The organism is Kutzneria sp. NPDC052558 (genome assembly GCF_044547355.1).
Classification (GTDB): Bacteria; Actinomycetota; Actinomycetes; order Mycobacteriales; family Pseudonocardiaceae; genus Kutzneria.
In genome coordinates this window covers 396,483-416,190 of sequence record NZ_JBIUAG010000002.1, presented here as the reverse complement: position 1 = coordinate 416,190, position 19,708 = coordinate 396,483, and the positions used below count along the sequence as shown (strand labels likewise).

At 69.7% G+C, this 19,708-nt stretch carries 21 protein-coding genes; 17 read left to right on the top strand and 4 right to left on the bottom strand.

Annotated features, from left to right (window positions below):
• Positions 1–79 precede the first annotated feature (79 nt).
• Positions 80–1,063 (top strand): glycosyltransferase, encoded by a 984-nt coding sequence (locus ACIG5F_RS04975; RefSeq protein ID WP_396516059.1) that lies wholly within the window; start codon positions 80–82, stop codon positions 1,061–1,063.
• Here ACIG5F_RS04975 and paaI read toward each other — a convergent pair.
• The 3 genes from paaI to ACIG5F_RS04960 all read right to left on the bottom strand — a co-directional run bounded on the left by paaI (position 1,054) and on the right by ACIG5F_RS04960 (position 3,991).
• Positions 1,054–1,431 carry a hydroxyphenylacetyl-CoA thioesterase PaaI gene (gene paaI / locus ACIG5F_RS04970; protein WP_396516058.1) on the bottom strand — a complete coding sequence of 126 codons (378 nt, stop codon included), beginning with the start codon at positions 1,429–1,431 and terminating at the stop codon, positions 1,054–1,056. The genes ACIG5F_RS04975 and paaI overlap by 10 nt on opposite strands.
• Positions 1,424–2,548 carry a helix-turn-helix domain-containing protein gene (locus ACIG5F_RS04965; RefSeq protein WP_396516057.1) on the bottom strand — a complete coding sequence of 375 codons (1,125 nt, stop codon included), beginning with the start codon at positions 2,546–2,548 and terminating at the stop codon, positions 1,424–1,426. The genes paaI and ACIG5F_RS04965 overlap by 8 nt, the downstream gene beginning before the upstream one ends.
• A gap of 210 nt (positions 2,549–2,758) precedes the next feature.
• Positions 2,759–3,991 carry a DUF6801 domain-containing protein gene (locus ACIG5F_RS04960; RefSeq protein WP_396516056.1) on the bottom strand — a complete coding sequence of 411 codons (1,233 nt, stop codon included), beginning with the start codon at positions 3,989–3,991 and terminating at the stop codon, positions 2,759–2,761.
• 160 nt (positions 3,992–4,151) lie between these two features.
• Here ACIG5F_RS04960 and ACIG5F_RS04955 point away from each other — a divergent pair, with 160 nt between their 5' ends.
• The 15 genes from ACIG5F_RS04955 (at position 4,152) to ACIG5F_RS04885 (ending at position 18,284) form a co-directional block, all read left to right on the top strand.
• Positions 4,152–4,898, top strand: coding sequence for a DUF427 domain-containing protein (locus ACIG5F_RS04955; protein ID WP_396516055.1), 747 nt, complete (start codon positions 4,152–4,154; stop codon positions 4,896–4,898).
• Between the two features lie 50 nt (positions 4,899–4,948).
• On the top strand, positions 4,949–6,118 hold the full coding sequence (locus ACIG5F_RS04950) for a PQQ-binding-like beta-propeller repeat protein (RefSeq protein WP_396516054.1): 1,170 nt from the start codon (positions 4,949–4,951) through the stop codon (positions 6,116–6,118).
• 84 nt (positions 6,119–6,202) lie between these two features.
• Positions 6,203–6,697, top strand: coding sequence for a hypothetical protein (locus ACIG5F_RS04945; RefSeq protein ID WP_396516053.1), 495 nt, complete (start codon positions 6,203–6,205; stop codon positions 6,695–6,697).
• Between the two features lie 292 nt (positions 6,698–6,989).
• A complete protein-coding gene (locus ACIG5F_RS04940) occupies positions 6,990–7,691 on the top strand; it encodes a hypothetical protein (RefSeq protein ID WP_396516052.1) in 702 nt (233 codons plus the stop codon).
• Positions 7,688–8,437 (top strand): MlaE family ABC transporter permease, encoded by a 750-nt coding sequence (locus ACIG5F_RS04935; RefSeq protein WP_396516051.1) that lies wholly within the window; start codon positions 7,688–7,690, stop codon positions 8,435–8,437. The genes ACIG5F_RS04940 and ACIG5F_RS04935 overlap by 4 nt, the downstream gene beginning before the upstream one ends.
• Positions 8,437–9,222, top strand: coding sequence for an MlaE family ABC transporter permease (locus ACIG5F_RS04930; protein ID WP_396516050.1), 786 nt, complete (start codon positions 8,437–8,439; stop codon positions 9,220–9,222). Before ACIG5F_RS04935 ends, ACIG5F_RS04930 begins: the two co-directional genes overlap by 1 nt.
• Positions 9,219–10,364 carry an MCE family protein gene (locus ACIG5F_RS04925; protein WP_396516049.1) on the top strand — a complete coding sequence of 382 codons (1,146 nt, stop codon included), beginning with the start codon at positions 9,219–9,221 and terminating at the stop codon, positions 10,362–10,364. The genes ACIG5F_RS04930 and ACIG5F_RS04925 overlap by 4 nt, the downstream gene beginning before the upstream one ends.
• Before the next feature lie 73 nt (positions 10,365–10,437).
• Positions 10,438–11,433, top strand: a complete 996-nt coding sequence (locus ACIG5F_RS04920; protein ID WP_396516379.1) for an MCE family protein — start codon at positions 10,438–10,440, stop codon at positions 11,431–11,433.
• Positions 11,430–12,416, top strand: coding sequence for an MCE family protein (locus tag ACIG5F_RS04915; protein ID WP_396516048.1), 987 nt, complete (start codon positions 11,430–11,432; stop codon positions 12,414–12,416). The genes ACIG5F_RS04920 and ACIG5F_RS04915 overlap by 4 nt, the downstream gene beginning before the upstream one ends.
• Entirely contained in the window at positions 12,417–13,388 is a 972-nt protein-coding gene (locus ACIG5F_RS04910) for an MCE family protein (protein WP_396516047.1), read from the top strand. It abuts the gene before it with no gap.
• On the top strand, positions 13,388–14,308 hold the full coding sequence (locus tag ACIG5F_RS04905; RefSeq protein ID WP_396516046.1) for an MCE family protein: 921 nt from the start codon (positions 13,388–13,390) through the stop codon (positions 14,306–14,308). Before ACIG5F_RS04910 ends, ACIG5F_RS04905 begins: the two co-directional genes overlap by 1 nt.
• Positions 14,308–15,399 carry an MCE family protein gene (locus ACIG5F_RS04900; protein WP_396516045.1) on the top strand — a complete coding sequence of 364 codons (1,092 nt, stop codon included), beginning with the start codon at positions 14,308–14,310 and terminating at the stop codon, positions 15,397–15,399. The genes ACIG5F_RS04905 and ACIG5F_RS04900 overlap by 1 nt, the downstream gene beginning before the upstream one ends.
• An 89-nt stretch (positions 15,400–15,488) precedes the next feature.
• On the top strand, positions 15,489–15,968 hold the full coding sequence (locus tag ACIG5F_RS04895; RefSeq protein WP_396516044.1) for a hypothetical protein: 480 nt from the start codon (positions 15,489–15,491) through the stop codon (positions 15,966–15,968).
• The gene (locus tag ACIG5F_RS04890) at positions 15,965–16,453 is read left to right on the top strand and encodes a hypothetical protein (RefSeq protein ID WP_396516043.1); all 489 of its coding nucleotides are present in this window, start codon (positions 15,965–15,967) and stop codon (positions 16,451–16,453) included. The genes ACIG5F_RS04895 and ACIG5F_RS04890 overlap by 4 nt, the downstream gene beginning before the upstream one ends.
• 43 nt (positions 16,454–16,496) lie before the next feature.
• Positions 16,497–18,284: a long-chain-acyl-CoA synthetase gene (locus tag ACIG5F_RS04885; RefSeq protein ID WP_396516042.1), complete on the top strand. Its 1,788-nt coding sequence runs from the start codon at positions 16,497–16,499 to the stop codon at positions 18,282–18,284.
• Here ACIG5F_RS04885 and ACIG5F_RS04880 read toward each other — a convergent pair.
• Positions 18,281–19,150 carry a DUF4436 family protein gene (locus ACIG5F_RS04880; RefSeq protein WP_396516041.1) on the bottom strand — a complete coding sequence of 290 codons (870 nt, stop codon included), beginning with the start codon at positions 19,148–19,150 and terminating at the stop codon, positions 18,281–18,283. The genes ACIG5F_RS04885 and ACIG5F_RS04880 overlap by 4 nt on opposite strands.
• Before the next feature lie 262 nt (positions 19,151–19,412).
• Here ACIG5F_RS04880 and ACIG5F_RS04875 point away from each other — a divergent pair, with 262 nt between their 5' ends.
• Complete coding sequence (locus tag ACIG5F_RS04875; RefSeq protein WP_396516040.1) at positions 19,413–19,676, top strand: hypothetical protein; 264 nt, start codon at positions 19,413–19,415, stop codon at positions 19,674–19,676.
• The last annotated feature ends 32 nt before the right edge of the window (positions 19,677–19,708 follow it).

Sequence of the window (19,708 nt, the reverse complement as noted above, 5' to 3'; positions counted from 1 at the left end):
GCCCCACGGGGTCGTAACGTCGGGGCCCCGGGCTCGATGTGCGGGGCATCTGACGTCTCTAGTGGAGTGGAGTGCCGGTATGCGTGTCACCTTCGTGTGTCCGACACCGGTTGTCGGTGCGCAGGTGATCCAGGGATATGCCGACGAGTTGGCGGCCCGTGGCCACGAGATCAGCGTGGTCCGGCTGCGTGCGCGAGCGGGGCTGCGAGTGCCCGGCTGGTCGCGCAGGGGCCGCGGCCTGTCCTCGGTGCGGGTCGTGACGACCGCACGGTTGACCCCGGACGTCGTGCCGGACGGGGATGTCGTGCTGGCGACCGACGCCAGCACGTCGAAGCTGCTGCCCGCGTTGTCCGACCGCCATGGCCGGGCAGGGCAGCTGGTTCAGTCCCGTGAGCAGTGGGGGGCGGACCCTGAGTTGCGGCTGGCCGTGCCCAAGATCGCCACGTCGGAGCGCCTTGCCGGAGCCCTGTTCGGACTCGGTGTGCCCAGCTCCGCCGTGACAGTCGTGTCGCAGGGGCTCAACCTCGCGGTCTTCCGGCCGCCACATCCGGCGCTGCCGCGCGGGCACCGGGTGAGCGTGCTGGTCGGACCGCACTCCGGGGCGGCGACCGCGTTGGAGGCGTTGGAACGGACCAGGGCACTGTTGCCCACCATGGAGGTCACCGCCTTCGGCGAAGGTCGCCGCCCGGAGCAGCTCCCCAGCTGGATCCGCTACCTGAGGTCGCTGCCCACCTACGAGCTGGTGCGCCAGGTGTACCAGCGCGACGCCGTCCATCTCGGCACCGCGGCCAGCGCCGCCCGGGCGATGGCGTGCGGCTCGGCGGTGGTCGGCGTCCGCGGCAGCGCCCTTTCCGACTTCGCCGAGCACGACCGGGACAGCCTGCTGGTCGAGCCCGGCGACGTGCACACCATGGCGGAGTCGCTGGTCCGCCTGATGCTGGACCGTGAGCTGCGGCTGCGTCTGGTCGCCGGCGGTCTGCGCACCGCGGCGGCCATGGACAGCACCGAGTCGGCCGTGGCGCTGGAGAAGGCGCTGCACACGTGGACCGGCGTTCAGGTCTGACGGCTCTGGCCCCGGAATTCGGCGATCACCGTGCCGTCCCCCTTCGTCACCGTCACGTCGTAGATCCCGTTGCGCCCGAAGCGATCCCGCTCGATCGCCCTTGCGACGAGCTCGTCGCCCAGCGCCGCCGGCCGTAGGAAGGTCACCTGCCCCGACTGGGCGACGGTCACCGGCCCGTAGCTGTTGCAGGCATAGGCGAAAGCGGTGTCGGCGAGCAGGAACACGTAGCCCCCGTGGGCGATGCCGTGCCCGTTGAGCATCGTCTCGGTGACGGTCATGGTGGCGGTGGCCGTGCCGGGCTCGTCCTGCTCGATGACGATGCCCAGCGACTTGCTGGCGAGGTCGCGGTCGTACACGACGTCAACCATGCCGCAGGGCGATCTCCAGTTCCAGCCGGCGGACCGGGTCGTGGATGAGCTCGCCGACGAGCCGGTCGATCTGGTGCATGCGGTAGCGGACGGTCTGCGGGTGCACGTCCAGGCGGGCGGCGATCTCGTTCACCCCGCCGCGGGTGTCCAGCCAGGCCAGCAGCGTGGCCGACAGCCGCTCGCGCTGCTTCGGGGTCAGGCCGGCGAACGGGGCCAGGCAGCGGCGGCTCAGCTCGTCGAGCAGGAAGTCGTCGGCGTGCAGGAGCAGGGTGAGCAGGTGGTCGTCGCAGCGGACGACCGGGCCGTCGATGACGCCGCGCTGGGCCAGGCAGATCGCGCGGCGGGCCAGGAGCAGCGACTGCCGGGCCTGGGCCAGCGGCACGCTCGGGCCGACGGCCAGCAGCGCCGAGGTGCGGCTGACAACCTTGTCGGGGTCGGCGGTGAGGATGCAGCTGCCGTCGGTCAGGCTGTCGATCGGGGCTCTGGTGGCCGCGGTGAGGGCGATCACCGCGACGCTCGGCGGCAGCGGCCAGTCGGCGGCGACCGCTTGCGCCTCAATCGATTCCGTCGGCGTCGGCGGGTCGGCGAGGATCAGTCGCAGCAGCTGCGTGCGCTGGCGTTCGTCGCCGGCGGTGGCCTGGCGCTTCGCCTCGGCGTAGCCCTCGACCGCCACCCGGCACAGCTCGTCGACGTAGGCGAAGATCGCTTCGGCCGTCAGCAGCAGCACATCCGGCGGGACGCCGAGCTCCCGGCCGGCGCTGGACAGGTTGCGCCAGGCGACGCGGGCCCCGACCCGGACGGCGGTCTGCAACGACTCGGTGCCGCGGCCCTCGCTGAATTCCACCCGGCCCACGTACCTGAACCACTCGGTCCACTCCGTGGTCTCGGCGCCGGGATTGCCGACGCTGTCGAAGCAGTGCACGATCGCCCGCTCCACGCCGCCGACGAGGACCTGGCCGAACTTGCCGCGCAGCGGGCGGGCGTAGGCCGGCACCGAATGCTGGATCTCGCGGACCACGTCCCGGGCCAGCCGTCCGGCGTAGGGACGGAACCGGGCCCCGAGGTGACTGGGCAGGCGGGCCCACAGCTGGCTCGCGTCGGTGCGGACAGCCGTCATCGCTCGCCACCCCATCGTGACCCCGGAATTCTCCTGCCACGACCCTACTGCCTGCCACCAAGTCCGCCTTGGTTTTTGTCACAACCCCCACAGAACCTCCGCGAGTCCCGCTCACAGACATACCGAATGCAGGTTTCCGGCAGATTTTTGTTGTCATGAAGGGCCCCTTCCTGACGTTCAACGTCAGGAAGGGGCCCTTCATGACATCGGTCAGTGCGCGGGGGTGGGGGCCAGGGTGAGGTCGATGGTGTTGCCGGGGCCGGTGGCCAGGGCGCTGATGAAGCCGGTGAACGGGCCGCAGCCGGTGAGCGGGGCGAGGGCGTAGCTGCCCGACAGCGTGCCGCCCTTGAGCACGTCGAAGCCGGGGCCGGAGACCATCTTGACCACCGAGGGCTTGCTGGCGCCACAGGACTTGGACCGGCTGATGGGCAGCCCGAACACGCTGATCCGCGGCATCTTGACGGTCAGCCGGGAGGTCGCGTCCAGCGCGCCGTTGGTGACGGCGCCGGTGGTCTTGCCCTCGGGCTGGAAGGCGATCCTCGTGGTGACCGGCAGGAAGCCGAACATGGCGAACGTGGCCGTGGTCGGGGCCAGGGCCAGGTCGGCGTCGTACTTTCCGGTGCCCAGGTCCAGTTTCGCGGTGATGCCGCCGTTGATCGGGACGGTGCCGTGCAGCTTCTTGATCACCGAGTGGCCGATGATGCCGTAGCTGTAGGTGATGCCGCCCGGGGCCGACGTCGTGGTCGTCGTCGGCGGTGCGGTGGTGGTTGTCGTTGTGGGCGGCGGAGTTGTCGTGGTGGTCGTCGTCGGGGGCGGCGTGGTCGTGGTGGTGGTCGGCGGCGGGCCGTCGGACACCTGGAAGCTGATCAGCTGCGCGTCCTGGCCCGGGTCCAGGGTGCAGTCGGAGGTGAAGGTGCCCAGGCCGGTCGGCGTGCCGTCGGCCTTCTTCGGCGTCAGCGTGGTGGAAAAGCCGCCCACGCTCACGGTTGTGGCGCCGGCCTTGGTGATCGTCGCCGTCGGCACCGGGCCGGAGGCCACCGTGTCGAACGAGCCGGAGGCCGGCACCGGCGTGGACGGGATGGTCAGGCCGGGAATGGTGATGTCGATGGGTGTGCCGGCCTCGTTCAGGGTGACGCCGGCCTTCGCGGTGCCCTCGATCGTGGTCGCCCCGACCAGTTGCAGACCCTGGGTCGCGGTGGGCGGAACCGTTGCGGTGGCCGAGAAGTCGGTTGTCACCAGGTCGCCGCCGACCGTGGCCGGAGTGGACATGGTGGCCCGGATCCGCACCGACAGCACCTGGTTGCCGATCAGCGGGAAGGGACAGGTGAACGTCAGCGTCTTGTCCACCGCGGTGGACGCCGCCGCCGACACGCCGGCCCCGACGGCCAGGCCGGTCAGCACCAGCGCGGCCGCCGTGGCCGCCCCCAATGTTCGATGATTCACAGCTGTCCTTCTTTCGTGTCGCAGAAGGGAACCTGTTTGCCGGCCGAAGTTAATGAGGCCCTTACCGCCGGGCAAGAAGGCCCGGAAAACTTGCGGTTCCATGACAGATTCGGCTCGGGGGGAATTGCTCGCTTCGTGACAAGAACCTAGGCTCGAAGCCGTGACGCGTGACTATCCCGAAGCGCCCGTGCCGGCCGGCCACAGCGAGCCGGCGCCCCGCCGCGTGCGGGGAGTGCTGGGCGGCCGGACCGTCTTCGACACGACCAACGCCCGCTACGTCTGGGAATGGCCTTTCTATCCGCAGTACTACATCCCCGTCGCCGACATCGACCCGGACGTGCTGGTCGACGAGGACCACGTGCAGCACCTGCGCCACGGTCCCGCCCGCCGGCACGGACTGCGGGTGGACGAGGTGCGCAAGCCGAGCACTGTCCGGGTGTTCGAGGACGGCCTGGTCAAGTTCGACTGGGACGCCTTGGATTCCTGGTTCGAGGAGGACGAGGAGATCTTCGTCCACCCGCGCAACCCGTACACGCGGGTCGACGCGCTGCGTTCCACCCGGACCGTCCGGGTGGAGCTGGACGGGCTGGTGCTGGCCGAGTCCTCCTCGCCGGTGCTGGTGTTCGAGACCGGGCTGCCGACCCGTTACTACCTCAACCGCACCGAGGTCGACTTCTCCCGGCTGGCGCCGTCGGCGACCGAGACCGCCTGCCCGTACAAGGGGCGGACCACCGGGTACTGGTCGGTGCGCAGCGGCGACACCGTGCACGCCGATCTGGCCTGGTGCTACGACTTCCCGACCCGGCAGCTGCTGCCGATCGCCGGGATGATCGCCTTCTACAACGAGAAGGTGGACGTGTTCGTGGACGGGGTGGAGCTGGAGCGGCCTCGGACGCACTTCTCGTAGTCAGACTTCCGTAAGGATCTTCCCGGCCCGCCCGTGGTTAGGGTGGAGTCGTGCGGAAGTTGCTGCTGGCCATGGGTTTGCTGCTCGTCGGCGGCTGCTCCGCCTCGGTGGCTGCCCCGGTGGCCACGGTGTCGCCGTCGGCCACCGCGCCGTCGTCGTCGCCGGGCGTCTCGACGTGGTCGGCGTGGCCGGCCGCGTTGCGCGACGCCCGGCACAGCGGATCGTCCACATCGGACGGTCCTGTGTCGGGAACCGTGCGGTGGCAGCGTGATCTCGAAGGGGCGGTGACACCCGGCCCGGTCATCGGGGCCGACGGAACCATCTACGCCTCGTCGTCGGCCGGCGTGCTGCATGCCATCGATCCGGCCACCGGCCAGGATCGGTGGACCTACGACTCCGGATACACCGGCGGCGGCGACCTTTCCGTGTCGTCGCTGGTGTTGCCCGACGGCGACATCGTGTTCGCACCACCCGGCCCTCGGCTGCTGGTGCTGTCCCCGTCCGGTCGGCTGCTGTGGTCGGTGGTTCTGCCGGGGGCGCCGACCTCGCCCGCTTCCGTTGACGGCCAACGGATCTACGTCGGCGACCTGGCCGGGCACGTCACCGCCATCGACGTTGCCGCACATAGTCTACTGTGGACGGTGTCTGTCGGGCAGGTCTCTTACGGCTCCGTCGTCACCGACGGCTCACGGATCTACACCACCGCCGACGCCGGCCTCTCCGCCGTCTCCTCCGACGGCACAGTCCTGTGGCGCCGCGACCCCCAGGACGACATCACCGAGGTGTCGGCCGGGCTGGCTCCCGACGGCACGGTGTTGTTGGGCACCAACGGCTCCCGCGAGTGGGCCTACCACCCCGACGGCTCCCCGGCCTGGAACGCTCGCCGGTTCATCACCTACTCCTCCCCTTCCGTCACCGCCAGCGGGCTCGCCTACGTCGGCGACCACGGCGGCACGGTCACCGCCTTCGACGTCGCCACCGGCAAGGTCGTCACCTCGTACAAGGTCGACGGCCAGGAGATCTGGAGCTCCACCATCCTGGATCGTTCCTACCGGCTCTACTACGCCAACCAGGCCGGCCACGTCTTCGGTCTTTCCCCCGCCGGCACGGTGCTGTTCGACGTCGATCTCCATGCCCCCGTCGACTCCTATCCCGCCCTCTCCGCCGACGGCCACCTCATCGTCGGGTCCCGCAACGGCGTTCTCACGTCCATCGGTTAGCGATTTCCCCCGCGGACTATCCGTCCATGACAAATTCCGCGGCGCTCCTTGTCGCCCGTGCCGGCGCGGGTCGACCCTCCCCGCATGATTCGCCTCACCCGCGCTCGCCTCGCCCCGCTTCTCGGCCTGCTTCTGGTCGCCGCCTGCGGCTCGCCGCCGCCCGCCCCCGACCCCGACGCGCCGGCCATCGCCTGGGCCGCAAGCGTTTGCCAGGCCACGCCGTCGATCACCGCGGCCCCGCAGCAGACCCCGGCCGACCTCGCCTCCTTCCTGGACGGCCTGTACTCCGACCTGACTCGGGAGGCCACCGCCATCCGCGCCGCCGGCCCGCCGCCCGTGCCCGACGGCTCCTCGGCCGTGGCCAAGGCCCTCGCCACCATCGACTCCGCCCAGCAGTCCCTGCGGCAGGCCAGATCCCGCATCGCCCAGGTGCCGCCCGACGACGGCGCCTCCCTCCAGCAGGCCGTCGCCGACGTCAGCACGGGGATGGTCGGCCTGACCGACGCCGGCAACCCCATGGCCACCCTCCGCCAGAACGCCGACCTCGACCGCGCCTTCGCCAAGGCCGAGGGGTGCTGACCGGCGGCCCCTCGCTCGACGGCAGGACGTGGTTGTGTGCCGCGCGGTCGCCCGGCCCGACCAACCCAGGTGGTGTCGTGCGGTGGTTTCGCTGGAGCCCCGGGGTGGTGACTGCGTCTTCTCCCGGCTTGGCCTTCATTCGTCTTCCGCTTTGTCGGTTCGGCGCAATGGTCGCCTCGTGGAATTTGTGCGTCGTTGACAACTTCCCCGTCGGTGTGGGCTTTTCCTTGTGACGTGGGCTACCCGTGGGTAGCGTCCGCCGGCAGGCAATTCTCGGCGCGATGGGGAATTCATGGCCAAGCGGTGGTGGGCGATCGCGGTCCTGATCGGCTGCGCGATCGGCGCGGGAACGTCGGCGAACGCGGCGCCGACGCCGCCGGCGGCCGGCGGGGCGGCGCCGCCGTCGGCGGGCGCGCAGCCGGCCGACAACCCGCCGACGCCGGTGCACTATCGCGTTGACACGACAACACGGGTGGCCAAGCTGGGCTCCGACCTGGTCATCGGGCCGGGCCGGCTGGACGGGCAGTTCGTGATCGTGCCGGGCAGCAACCCGCTGCGGGTGGAGATCACCGGCGACCTCGCGCTGCCGCCAGCGGACAGCTACTTCGTCACCTTCGGCTTCATGCCGGCCACGGCGACGATCACGGTCGTGCCGACCGCGTCGGTGCGATCGGTGCTGCTGAACGGAACCCTCACCGCGACCATCCACGCGGCGTTCGCGCTGACCAACGCCAAGGTGCACGGCGTGGCGCTGAACGTCGGCCCGAACTGCCGCAGCGACGAGGCGGTGATCGTGCAGAGCGGCCCGTTCCTCAGCCCGCTGTCGACCGGCACGATCTCCGGCACGTTCACCATCCCCCCGTTCCGCCACTGCGGCGTCACCGAGAACCTCGACCCGCTGTTCACCGGCCTGGTGTCCGGGCCGGGCAACACCTTGCGGACGACGCTGACGTTCCTGTGCGGCGGCACGGCGACCTGCGTGGCCCCGCGATGACCGCCGTGGGCCAGATGTTCGCGCTGGGCCTGGAAGTTCTCCGCCAGCTGCTGCGGCGGCCGTTCCAGGGCCGGGAGCTGGTCGAGCAGTTCTGGTTCGTGGCCAGCGTTTCCATCCTGCCCTCGATGCTGGTGTCGATCCCGTTCGGCGCGGTGATCGGCCTGGAGCTGGGCTCGCTGACCTCGCAGATCGGCGCGGAGTCCTTCGACGGCGCGGCCAGCGTGCTGGCGATCATCCAGCAGGCCAGCCCGATCGTGACGACGCTGATCATCGCGGGCGCGGGCGGCTCGGCGATCTGCGCGGACCTGGGCTCGCGGACGATCCGCGAGGAGATCGACGCCATGGCGGTGCTGGGGGTCTCGCCGATCCACCGGCTGGTGGTGCCGAGGGTGCTGGCCGCGACCTCGGTGGCGGTGCTGCTCAACGGCTTGGTGAGCGTGGTCGGGGTGGCCGGGGGCTACTTCTTCAACGTGATCATGCAGGGCGGCACGCCCGGCGCGTACGTGGCCAGCTTCGCGGCCCTGGCCCAGTTGCCGGACCTGTGGGTGAGCGAGCTGAAGGCGATGATCTTCGGTTTCCTGGCCGGCGTGGTGGCGTCCTACCGCGGCCTGCACCCCAAGGGCGGCCCCAAGGGTGTGGGCGACGCGGTCAACCAGTCGGTGGTGATCACGTTCCTGCTGCTGTTCCTGGTCAACGCCGTGATCACCGCGGTGTACCTGCGGATCGTGCCGTCGAAGGGAATGTGATGGAGGCGCTCGGCGATCAGCTGCTGTTCTTCCTGCGGGCCCTGGCCGCGGTCCCGTTCGCGATCCGGCGCTACTTCAAGGAGGTCGTCCGCCTGCTGGCCGAGGTCGGCTTCGGCTCGGGCGCCCTGGCGGTGATCGGCGGCACGGTCGGCGTGATGGTCGGCATGACCGTGTTCACCGGCGTTGTCGTCGGCTTGCAAGGGTATTCGGCGCTGAACCAGATCGGGGTGGCGGCGTTCTCCGGCTTCATGTCGGCCTACTTCAACACCAGGGAGATCGCTCCGCTGGTGGCCGGCCTGGCGTTGTCGGCCACGGTCGGCTCCGGCTTCACGGCCCAGCTGGGGGCGATGCGGATCGCCGAGGAGGTCGACGCGTTGGAGGTCATCGCCGTGCGCAGCCTGCCGTATCTGGTCAGCACCAGGGTGGTGGCCGGCTTCGTCGCGGTGGTTCCCCTGTACGCCATCGGGTTGCTGTGCTCGTACCTGGCGTCCCGAGAGATCACCGTGGTGTTCTACGGCCAGTCGGCCGGCACCTACGACCACTACTTCGGTTTGTTCCTGCCGCCCAACGACGTTCTGTACTCGTTCGGCAAGGTGCTGGTGTTCAGCGTGGTCGTGATGCTGGTGCACTGCTACTTCGGCTACCGCGCGACCGGCGGCCCGGCCGGGGTGGGCATCGCGGTCGGGAAGGCCGTGCGCACGACCATCGTCGCGGTCAGCATGCTGGACTTCTTCCTGAGCCTGGCCATCTGGGGCGCCACCACCACGGTGAAGGTGGCGGGATGAAGCGGCTGTTCGGCCTGGTCTACCTGGCGATCATGGCCCTGGTGGTGGCGCTGGCGGTCGCCGTGTACCGCAAGGACTTCACGCCGGTGGCGATGGTGACGCTGCGCACCGACCACGTCGGAAACCAGCTCCACCCGGACGCCGAGGTGAAGCTGCGCGGCGTGGTGGTGGGCGAGGTCCGGGACATTCGCACCAACGGATCCGGGGCCGAGCTGGGCCTGGCCATGCGGCCGGACCTGATCGACCAGATCCCCCGGGACGTCTCCGCGCGCCTGCTGCCCAAGACCTTGTTCGGCGAACGCTACGTGGACCTCGTTGCCCCGCAAGGAAAAGCCGGCCCTCACCTGGCCGGCGGGGACGTGATCGGACAGGACCGCTCGGCGGCGGCGGTCGAGGTGGAGCAGGTGGTCGGGGACCTGATGCCGATGCTCCAGTCCGTGCAGCCACAGAAGTTGTCCTCCATTTTGAGCACTCTGGCCGGGGCTCTGGCCGGGCGCGGCGCGGCGCTCGGCCAGACCCTCACCTGGCTCGGCAGCGACGTCGACCAGTTCACGCCGCATCTCGACGAGTTCACCGCCGGCCTGCGGGAACTGGCCCAGGTCACCGACAACTACAGCCGCATCGCGCCCGATGTCGTGCAGGCGCTGTCGGATCTCACCACAACCAGCCGCACCGTCGCCGACCAGCGGGCCAACCTGGTCAGCCTGTTCCAGAACCTCACCACCGGCTCCCAGGACCTCGCCACGTTCCTGCAACGCAACGGGGACAACATCATCCGGCTCTCCGCCGCCAGCGTGCCGACCCTCAGCCTGCTGGCCCGGTACTCGCCCGAGTACCCGTGCATGCTGCGAGCCCTCACCGCGTTCGCGCCCGAGATGGACAAGGTGCTGGGCAAGGGCACCAACGAGCCCGGCCTGCACGTCACGGTGAACGTCGAGCCGGCAAGGGGGAAATACGTGCCCGGCAAGGACAATCCGGTCTACGACGACCGTGGCGGACCGGCCTGCTACCCGGTCACCGCCGCGCCGAACTCGGCGCAGGAGAACGACTTCATCGGCGCGCTGCTGGGCAAGGAGATGCCCAGCTGGGGCAGCGTCCTCGTCGGGCCGCTCTACCGGGGCGCGGAGGTGACGGTCGAATGAACTTTCTGCCGGAAACGTGCATTCGGTGTGTCGCTAAGCGGGACTCGCGGGGGTGGTGGGGGTGAGGGTGGCGTTGGTGAAGGGGGTGGTGTTTGTGGTGGTCACCGTGGTGGCCACGGTGGCGCTGGCGATCGCCATTGCCAGTCCCGGCACGGGGGACACGGTGAACTATACCGCACAGTTCAGTAACGCCATCGCGCTCACCGTTGGCGACGACGTGCGGATCGCCGGCGTGAAGGTCGGGCAGGTGGCGCGGATCGCCGTCGCCGAGCAGCGGGTCGCCGAGGTCGAGTTCACGGTCGAGCGGGACCATCCGCTGCCCGCGTCGACCACCGCCGCGATCAAGTACCGGAACCTGGTCGGGCAGCGCTACATCTCCCTCGGCGAGGGCGGCGGCGACCCCAACCAGCTGCTGCCGCCGGGTGGCCGGATTCCGCTCGACCGCACCTCCCCGGCCCTGGACCTGACCGCCCTGCTCAACGGGTTCAAGCCGCTGCTGCGGGCCTTGTCGCCCGGCGACGTCAACCAGATGGCCGGCGAGATCGTGCAGGTGTTGCAGGGCGAGGGCGGCGCCGTCGAGGACCTGCTGGCCCACACCGCATCCCTGACTTCCACGCTGGCCCAACGGGATCAGGTGATCGGCCAGGTCGTCGATCACCTGAACTCCGTGCTGGCCCAGGTGAACTCCCACGACGACCAGCTCTCGGCGCTCGTGTCCACCACCCAGCAACTCGTCTCCGGCCTCGCCGCCGACCGCACCTCGCTCGGCGACGCCGTCAGCGGGCTGTCCGGTCTTGCCGACGCCACCAGCGGTCTGCTCCAGCAGGGCCGCCAGCCGCTCAAGGACGACATCGCCCAACTCGGCGGCGTCGCCGCCAACCTCGCCGCCAACGAGGGCCTGGTCGACCGGTTCCTCACCACCCTGCCGACCAAACTCGACGCCATCGGCCGCACCGCGTCCTACGGCTCCTGGCTGAACTTCTACCTGTGCGGCGCGACCACGGATGCGCCCACGCCCCCGGGCGGGACGACGCCAGGGATTCCGGTGACGGCAGGGAGGTGCCGGTGAAGCGCAGCTTCCTTGAACTCAGTCCCGCCATGGTCGCGGCGGCCGGGGTGACGGTGACGGTCCTGGTCACCGCCGGGGTGTTCTTCGCCGATGAGCTGCCGTTCGGCACGACCGGGTACTCGGCCTACTTCAGCGAGGCGGCGGGGCTCAAGCCGGCCGACGAGGTGGCGGTGGCGGGGGTGAAGGTGGGCGAGGTGACGGCGGTGACGCTGGCCGGTGACCAGGTGCGGGTGGCGTTCCGAGTCCGGGACGCCTGGATCGGGGATCGGACGACGGCGTCGATCGAGATCAAGACCTTGTTGGGGCAGAAGTACCTGGAGCTGGACCCGAAAGGCAGCGGGCAGCAGGATCCGGGCCAGGCCATTCCCCGGGAGCGCACGGCCGCGCCGTACGACGTGGTGGCGGCGTTCGACGACCTGGCCGGCACGGTCACCCAGATCGACACGGCCCGGCTGGCGCAGAGCTTCCAGGTCCTCAGCGACACGTTCCGCAATGCCCCGGCGCAGATCCGGGCCACCGTCGACGGCCTGTCCGGGCTGGCCAAGTCGATCTCCAGCCGCGACACCCGGCTCAAGGAGCTGCTGGCCGGCGCCCAGCAGATCACCAGGACCCTGGCCGACCGCGACGACCAGTTCCGCCGGCTCATCGGCGACGGAGCCGCGCTGCTGCAAGAGGTTCAGCAGCGCCGATCCGCGATCTCCGGTCTGCTGAAGGGAAGCCAGGCCCTGGCTGAGCAGCTGTCCGGCCTGGTCGCCGACAACACCGCCCAGCTGGGGCCGACCCTGGATGAGCTGGACCGGGTCACCGATGTGTTGCACCGCAACCAGGCCAACCTGGACAGGGGGCTGGCCCTGCTCGGCCCGTACTACCGCCTGCTGGACAACGCCCTGGGCAACGGCCGCTGGATCGACACCTACCTGTGCGGCCTGGTGCCGGCCACGCCGGGCCGGGACTGTCGTCCGCCGGGATCAGGGGGCAACTAGATGAACCAGGTCCTGAGCATGCTCCTGATCGTCGCCAGCACGGTGTTCGGGCCGTTGGCCGACGTCGCGCCGCTGCGCATCACGGCCTACTTCGCCGAGGCGGTGGGGGTTTATGCCGGCTCCGATGTGAAGGTGCTGGGAGTCAAGGTGGGCACGGTGGACGAGGTCCGCCCGGCCGGCACGCAGGTCAGAGTGCGGTTGACCGTGGACCCGGGCATCAGGGTGCCGAGCGGGGTGAAAGCGGTGATCATGGCGCCGAGCCTGGTGGCGGATCGGTTCGTGCAGCTGGCGCCGGCCTACGCCAAGGGGCCGGAGTTGGGCCAGGACGCGGTCATCCGGGAGGACGGCACAGCGACGCCGGTGGAGCTGGATCAGTTGTACGGCAGCCTGAACCAGTTGGCGGCGGCGCTGGGACCGCAGGGGGCGAACGGGGACGGGGCGTTGTCGGAGCTGGTGAAGACCGGGGCGGAGGTCTTGGACGGCAACGGGCGGAAGCTGAACGACATGGTCCGACAGCTGGGCCAGGCGGCGGGGACGTTGGCCGGCAGCAAGGACGACTTCACGGGCACGGTGGACAACCTCCAGAAGTTCACCTCGACGCTGGCGGCGAGCGACGACCAGGTGCGGGATGTGACCGAGCGGCTGGGGCAGGTGTCGGACTTCCTGGCGGCGGACCGCAACGACCTGGGGGCTGCGCTGTCGCAGCTGGCCACGGCGTTGTCGGCGGTGCAGAAGTTCATCCAGGACAACCGGGGTCGACTGAAGTCCAATGTGGACAAGCTGGCGGCGGTGAGTCAGGTGCTGGCCAAGGAGAAGGCGTCGCTGGACGAGGCGTTGAAGGTCGCGCCGCTGGCCCTGGGCAACGTGCTCAACGCCTACGACCCGGCGACGAAGTCGCTGTCCGGGCGGGTCGACATCCGGGAGTTCGCGCCCGGCGACCAGCCGGTTCTGCCGTTGCCGGCGGTGGGCTGATGCGCAGATTGCTGGCTGTGGCGACGGTTCTGCTGGCCACCGCCTGTGCGCTGCCGGGTGGGGCGGATGTGGGCAGTCGGCCGTATCGGGTCACGGCGCAGTTCGCCGATGTGCTGGATCTGGTGCCGCAGGCGGCGGTGAAGGTGAACGACGTGCCGGTCGGGCGGGTCGACAAGGTGCGACTGGCCCCGGACGGCTGGAGCGCGCTGGTGACGATGACGGTCAACGGCGAGGTGCGGTTGCCGGCGGACGCCCATGCCTACCTCAGGCAGTCCAGCCTGCTGGGGGAGAAGTTCGTCGAGCTCACGACCGGCAGCGGACCGGCCCTGGCCGATGGGGCGACGATCCCGTTGGCCCGAACCAACCGGAACCCGCAGGTGGAGGAGGTGCTGGGGGCGCTGTCTATGCTGCTCAACGGCGGCGGCGTGGCCCAGCTTCAGACGATCACCCAACAGGTGAACCTGGCGCTGGGCGGCAACGAGGACAACGTCCGCGATCTTCTGTCCAAAGTGGACACCCTGGTGGCCGGCCTTGACGGGCATCGGGACGACATCACCAAGGCCCTGGACGGCCTGGCCAAGCTGGCCAAGACGCTGGACGACCGCAAGAGCCAGATCACCGGGGCCATCGACGGCCTGACCCCGGGCATGACCGTGTTGGCGCAGCAGCGGGACGATCTGACGAAAATGGTCGACGCCCTCGATCACCTCAGCGCGGTCGCCACCGACACGGTCAACCGCAGCAAGGACGACCTCGTCGCCGATCTCAAGGCCTTGCAGCCGACGCTCCAGCAGTTGGCGGCCGCGGGGGACAACCTGCCGAAGGCGTTGCAGGTGCTGGTGACCTTCCCGTTCACCGACGCGGTGCTCGACGACATCAAGGGCGACTACCTCAACGTCTACCTGAAGGACGGCCACTGATGCTGACGTCCGGGGTACGCCTCAAGGTCGCCGCCTTCCTGCTGGTCGGCCTGACCGCCGTCGCCTATGTCGCCGCCCGCTATGTGGGCCTGTTCGGCACCGGCGGCTACACCGTGACGATGAAGTTGGCCGACGCCGGCGGCATTTTCACCAACGCCGAGGTGACCTACCGGGGCGTGCCGGCCGGTCGGGTCGGGCCGATCACGCTCGCCGACGACGGTGTGTACGTGACACTCAACCTTACGCAGCAAGCAATCCCGGCCGATGTCGAGGCCGTGGTGGCCAACCGCTCGGCGGTGGGGGAGCAGTACGTGGACCTCAGGCCCCGCAAGCCCGACGGCCCGCTGCTCCAACAAGGTTCGGTGATTCCGCAAGGCGACACCACGATTCCGTTGCCCGCGCAGACCTTGCTGACCACTATCGACAGCCTGGTCCAGTCGGTGCCGCCGGATTCCCTGCACACCTTGGTCGACGAGCTCGACACGGCCACCCGCGGCACGACCGCCGACCTGCAAACCCTGTTGGACAGCACGCATTCCTTCGTCGACGCGGCCACCCGGCACATGCCGCAGCTGACCCAGCTGGTCACGGACTCGACCACGGTGTTGACGACCCAGAACGACGAAGCCGAGGCCCTGAGCCAGTTCGGGGCCAACACCAAGCTCATCGCCGAGCAGCTGCAAAGCTCCGACGGGGATCTGCGCCGCTTCATCGGGGCCGTGCCACAGCTGTCGGCCCAGGTCAGCCAGCTGATCCGGGACACCGACCCCAGCCTCGGCGTGCTGATCGCCAACCTGCTCACCACCTCGACCGTGGCCCTGGGCCGCCACAACGCCATCCAGGAACTCCTGGTCGCCGCGCCGCAGGCGATCGCCGCGGGCTCCAGTTCCGTGGCTGACGGCGCCGCCGACTTCGGCCTGTCGCTGACGTTCTTCGACCCGCTCGGCTGCACCGCCGGCTATGACGGCACGGAGCGCAAGACCGGACTCGACGTCACGCCGGGCAAGCCGCTGAACACCCAGGCCCGCTGCGCGCTGCCGGCCGACTCCGGCACCGGCGTCCGCGGCGCCCAGAACGCCCCGAACGGATGAGTCATGCCGGCCATTGAACGTCATGAAGGGCCCCTTACTGACGTTCAGCGTCAGTAAGGGGCCCTTCATGACACAAAAAAGGAGCCGAGATGAAGATCGTGGTGATCCTGGCGGCGGTGTTCGCCGCGTGGGGCGGCTGGTCGTGGTGGAGCGCCGCCCACGACGACGCCCGCCTGTACGCCCTCGACCGGCAGGCGGTGGCCCAGGCGGCCGAGCGGGACATCGCCACCCTGAACACCCTGGACTACCGGAAGATCGACGACGGGCTGCGGGCCTGGCTGGCCGTCTCCACCGGCGCCCTGCACGACCAGCTGGCGCAAACCGGCCAGGACAGCCGCAAACAGTTGGAACAGGCCAAAACCGTCACCACCGCCCAGGTTGTCGACGCCGCCGTGACGGCGCTCGACCAGCGGGCCGGCACCGCCAAGCTGATCGCCGCCGTGCAGCTGGACGTGACGCCGGACGGGCAGGCCAAGACCTCCAAGCGCACCCGGTTCCAGGCCGACCTCACCCGGACCGACCAGGGCTGGCGGGTCAGCGCCCTCGCGCCGGTGCAGGTGCAGTCGTGAAGTGGCTCGTGGCGGCGGCGATCGCCCTGGTGGCCCTGGGAAGCTGGTTCCGCATCGAGGCGACCGGCCTCTGGGACGATCCCGCGACCGCCAACCGGGCCCTGGTCGACCCGGCGGCCACCAGCAAGGTCATCGGGGACGTGAACTCGGCGCTGGGTAAGGTGTTCTCCTACCGATACGACAACACCGCCGTCACCGAGCAGGCCGCCGCCCAGGCTCTCGCCGGCAACGCCCGCAACCAGTACAACGACCTGTTCGCCCAGGTCACGAGGCAGGCCCCGGCCCAGAAGCTGATGTTGACGACCACGGTCGTGGACAGCGGCGTGACCCTGTTGCAGGGCGAACACGCGCAGCTGCTGGTGTTCCTGGACCAGCAGGCCACCCGCGGCGACACCAACCGGAGCAGCGTCGCGGCCGCCGAGCTGACGGTGACCGCGCAGCGTCAAGGCGACCACTGGGTGATCACCGACCTGCGAACGAAGTAGCGAACCGTTGTTTCGATACCTACCGGTCGGTAGCATGCCGGAAATGAACGCGACGGAGCGGATCGGCCTGGTCGACGTGGTCAGGGCGCTGCCCGGCATGATGCTGGACGCGCCCAGCCTGCTGCACGGCGCGATCGGCCTGGTCACCGTGGGTCCGACCAGTCGCGACTCGGTCGGCCACGTGTTCCAGCGGGCCGCCCACCGCCACCCGGACCGGCCGTTCCTGCGCTTCGAGGACACGGAGCTGTCCTACGGCCAGGCCAACCTCTGGGTGAACCGCTACGCGGCGGTGCTCAACGCCCACGGCGTGCGGCCGGGTCGCACGGTCGGCATCCTGGCCGGGAACCGCCCGGAGACCCTGCTGGCCGTGCTGGCGGTGGTCAAGCTCGGGGCCGTCGCCGGCATGCTCAACACCCACCAGCGCGGCGAAGTCCTCAACCACAGCCAGAAGCTGCTCGACAGCACCGTGCTGATCGTCGGCGGCGAATGCCGTGAGGCGCTGGAGTCCTTGCCGGCCAAGGAGATCCGTGGGGAGGTGCTGTGCCTGCCGGACGGCGACGATGCGCTGGCCGGCTACCCGGACCTGGACGCGGCGGCGGTCACCGCCGACGACCACGACCCGGTGCAGACGCCGCTGATCCACGCCCGCGACAAGGCGTTCTACGTCTTCACCTCCGGCACCACCGGCCTGCCCAAGGCCAGCCCGATGAGCCATTTCCGCTGGCTCAAGGCGATGACCGGCCTCGGCCACCTCGGCGTGCGGCTCACCTCGGCCGACACCCTGTACTGCTGCCTTCCCCTGTACCACAACAACGCCTTGACGGTGTCACTGTCCTCGGTGCTCGGCTCGGGCGCGACTTTGGCGCTGGGCCGCAACTTCTCGGCTTCGCGGTTCTGGGACGACATCCAGCGCACGCGGGCCACCGCGTTCTGCTACATCGGCGAGCTGTGCCGCTATCTGCTCAACCAGCCGGTGCGGCCCAACGAGCGCACGCACCGGGTGCGCGTGGTGGTCGGCAACGGGCTGCGGCCGGAGATCTGGGACGAGTTCACCGAACGCTTCGGCATCGGCCGGGTCGCCGAGTTCTACGGGGCCAGCGAATGCAACCTGGCCTTCGTCAACGCGCTCAACCTCGGCGGCACGGCCGGGGTCTGTCCGCTGCCGTTCGCCGTGGTCGCGTTCGACGCCGACACCGGGCAGCCGGCCCGGGGCGCCGACGGGCGCCTGCGCAAGGTCGGCGCCGGCGAGGTTGGGCTGCTGATCACCAAGGTCACCGACCGGGCCCCGTTCGACGGCTACACCGACCACGACGCCACCGAGAAGAAGTTGGTGCGCAACGGGTTCCGTCGCGGCGACTGCTGGTTCAACACCGGCGACCTTGTCCGCGACCAGGGCTGGTCGCATGTGGCCTTTGTGGACAGACTGGGCGACACCTTCCGGTGGAAGGGTGAGAACGTGGCCACCACCGAGGTCGAGGCGGCGCTGTCGGAGTGGCCGGCGGTCGAGCAGGCCGTGGTGTACGGCGTCGAGGTGCCCGGGGTGGAGGGCCGCGCCGGCATGGCCGCGATCAAGCTCCGGGGCGACTTCGACGGCCGGGCCTTGGCCGCGCACCTGGTGAAAAACCTGCCCGGTTACGCGATTCCCCTGTTCCTCAGGGTGATCGACGAGGTCGAGCAGACGTCCACGTTCAAGAGCCGCAAGGTCGAGCTGCGCGACGAGGGCTATGCCGGCGGCGGCCCGGTCTACGTGCTGGCCGACCGCGACCGGGGTTACGTGCCGATCTACGACGGCTATGTCGCCGAGGTCGCCGCCGGCGGCATTCGCTTCTAGGCGGCGGCTTCCCGCTTCTTGACCAGCTCCACCCGGTAGCCGATGACCACCGTGCAGATCAGCGACAGCGAGATCAGCGCCTCGGCGATGAAAAACGCGCCGAAGTCGATGACCGAGCCGATCGGCGGGCCGCCGGGCACCGCGTTTCGCAGCGGCACCAAGGCGAACAGCAGCGCGCCCATGAAGCTCATGGACGGCCAGAGCAGGCCGTGCCGGCCGGCGATGGCGAAGGTGGCGGCGATGACGGCGGCGATGCTCAGGCACCACATGAACAGCATGATGAACAGCGCGAAGGCGAACATGCCGACCGTGCGGCCGGCGTCGGCGGAGAAGGTGAAGACGCCGTCGTCGGTCTTGCTGTCGCGTGGGGTGAGGCCGAAGAACGTGTCGCCGCTGGCGAAGGTGACGGCCACCGGCGCGATCTCGTTGTTGCTCTCGGCGAAGAACGCGAAGTCGGTCTTGTAGCTGTCGAACGGGTAGTCGGTGATCACGCCGTCGGACAGCAGCACCTGCACGTCGTTGACGCCGGGGCTCTTGCCGGCCTTGAAGGTGATCGTGTCGCCCTTGCTGGCGTCCTGGTGCAGCACGATGTCCTTGGCCGGGAAGCCGTCGGCGTCGGCGAAGCGGCCCTTGGGGGCGATGCTCACCTGCGCGGACAGCGTCTGGCTGACCGGATCCAGCTTCTGCACGTAGAACAGCACGTCCACGCGGTCGGCCGCGCCGGTGTCGCCGAGGACCGTCTCGGTCTGGCTCTGCGCGCGCTGCGAGAAGTACACGCTCAGGCTGCCCGCGGTGATGAGCACGGCCAACACCACCGGAACCACCCATAGCCAAGGTCGCCGCCGGGGCGCGGATTCGTCGCTCATGTCCACCTTCTCAGGCCGTGCGTCACCGCCGGAGGAGACCGAAACTTTGTCGGTTTTGCGGCGAAGTCGGTGTGCATCGTGGACAGACGGGTCCGGAAAGTCAAGGAAGCCGGCAACCGCGGGCAGGTCGCCTTGCCCGTCCATTCTGGACGGTCCTGGATATGTGACGCGGCTCACTTCGACAACTGTGTGCAATTTGCACGCATGACGGCTAGTGTTCCTGTTGTGTGCAGATGGCACGCAACTCGAAGGGAGCTCAGTGATGAACAAGCCGGTGAAGCCCGAGGACGTGTTGGCCGATGGTCAGGAGTACGCCGAGTTCGGGGGCGTGTCCGTGCGCAAGGGGTCGGTCGCCGCGTTTGTCGGCAACGTGCAAGCGCTGGCCGAGGTCGAGCCGGGCAGTGCGCAGTGGACGGAGATCGTGGACCAGATGCGGGAGCTGAAGCCGGCGCTGGAGCGCATCGGCGTGCTGGGCGTCTTCGAGATCCGCGACCCGGAGGTGCGGGCCCTGGTCGAGGGTCTGTGATCCGTTGCGACCTGTGATGGGGGCCACGAATC

Bases quoted from the DNA above. Each gene is read 5' to 3' on its own strand.
- ACIG5F_RS04930 (WP_396516050.1), top strand. From the start codon at position 8,437: ATGGAGGCGCTCGGCGATCAGCTGCTGTTCTTCCTGCGGGCCCTGGCC.
- ACIG5F_RS04895 (WP_396516044.1), top strand. From the start codon at position 15,489: ATGAAGATCGTGGTGATCCTGGCGGCGGTGTTCGCCGCGTGGGGCGGC.
- ACIG5F_RS04965 (WP_396516057.1), bottom strand. From the start codon at position 2,548: ATGACGGCTGTCCGCACCGACGCGAGCCAGCTGTGGGCCCGCCTGCCC.
- ACIG5F_RS04910 (WP_396516047.1), top strand. From the start codon at position 12,417: ATGAACCAGGTCCTGAGCATGCTCCTGATCGTCGCCAGCACGGTGTTC.
- ACIG5F_RS04875 (WP_396516040.1), top strand. From the start codon at position 19,413: ATGAACAAGCCGGTGAAGCCCGAGGACGTGTTGGCCGATGGTCAGGAG.
- ACIG5F_RS04925 (WP_396516049.1), top strand. From the start codon at position 9,219: ATGAAGCGGCTGTTCGGCCTGGTCTACCTGGCGATCATGGCCCTGGTG.
- paaI (WP_396516058.1), bottom strand. From the start codon at position 1,431: ATGGTTGACGTCGTGTACGACCGCGACCTCGCCAGCAAGTCGCTGGGC.
- ACIG5F_RS04945 (WP_396516053.1), top strand. From the start codon at position 6,203: ATGATTCGCCTCACCCGCGCTCGCCTCGCCCCGCTTCTCGGCCTGCTT.
- ACIG5F_RS04905 (WP_396516046.1), top strand. From the start codon at position 13,388: ATGCGCAGATTGCTGGCTGTGGCGACGGTTCTGCTGGCCACCGCCTGT.
- ACIG5F_RS04885 (WP_396516042.1), top strand. From the start codon at position 16,497: ATGAACGCGACGGAGCGGATCGGCCTGGTCGACGTGGTCAGGGCGCTG.
- ACIG5F_RS04880 (WP_396516041.1), bottom strand. From the start codon at position 19,150: ATGAGCGACGAATCCGCGCCCCGGCGGCGACCTTGGCTATGGGTGGTT.
- ACIG5F_RS04900 (WP_396516045.1), top strand. From the start codon at position 14,308: ATGCTGACGTCCGGGGTACGCCTCAAGGTCGCCGCCTTCCTGCTGGTC.
- ACIG5F_RS04975 (WP_396516059.1), top strand. From the start codon at position 80: ATGCGTGTCACCTTCGTGTGTCCGACACCGGTTGTCGGTGCGCAGGTG.
- ACIG5F_RS04940 (WP_396516052.1), top strand. From the start codon at position 6,990: ATGGCCAAGCGGTGGTGGGCGATCGCGGTCCTGATCGGCTGCGCGATC.
- ACIG5F_RS04935 (WP_396516051.1), top strand. From the start codon at position 7,688: ATGACCGCCGTGGGCCAGATGTTCGCGCTGGGCCTGGAAGTTCTCCGC.